Annotated in this window: 2 protein-coding genes; one reads left to right on the forward strand and one right to left on the reverse strand. The window is 69.4% G+C overall.

Translation table 11 applies throughout. From position 1 onward, the window contains the following. Positions 1-166 (forward strand): MFS transporter (locus B2J89_RS21705; RefSeq protein ID WP_205763933.1); only part of this gene is annotated, 166 nt, incomplete at its 5' end. A gap of 134 nt (positions 167-300) precedes the next feature. Here B2J89_RS21705 and B2J89_RS21710 read toward each other — a convergent pair. Then, the coding region (locus B2J89_RS21710) for a 3D domain-containing protein (RefSeq protein WP_240965119.1) at positions 301-493 on the reverse strand (193 nt) is incomplete at its 5' end.

Below are 493 nucleotides of genomic sequence, written 5' to 3' on the forward strand. Positions count from 1 at the left end.
GGCCCGCTACGTCGAGCAGGTCACGGACGAGTCGTGGACCGAGCACCTGCGCCGCTTCGACCGCGTGACGGCTTCCGACGTGGTGTTGCGCGAGCGTAAGCTGGCATTCCACACCGGCGATGCGCCGCCGGTCGTCGCGCGCTACCTGGTCGAACAAGACCGCTGACGCCGCGCTGCCACTATCGAAACGGGAGCTGGCTGCGCGCGCCCGCTCAGCGTTTCAAATATAAACAGTGTAAGAACAAGCTGCAGCAAGCGCTGGCAGCTCACTTTTTTGCAGTGCGGTGTGCAGCCGCCCTTTCAGCGCGGCCACAGCGCCCACAGCCGCAGCCCCTGCTTGAGCCGGCCGGCCACCTCGCCCGCCTCCGGGCCCCAGCCGGTGAAGTAGTCGGCGCGCACCGCGCCGACGATGGCGCTGCCCGTGTCCTGCGCCAGCACCAGGCGCTGGAACTGCCCGGCCGGGCCGCTCGAGGCCATCCACACCGGCGTGCCA

This window comes from Acidovorax sp. SRB_24, assembly GCF_012931925.1.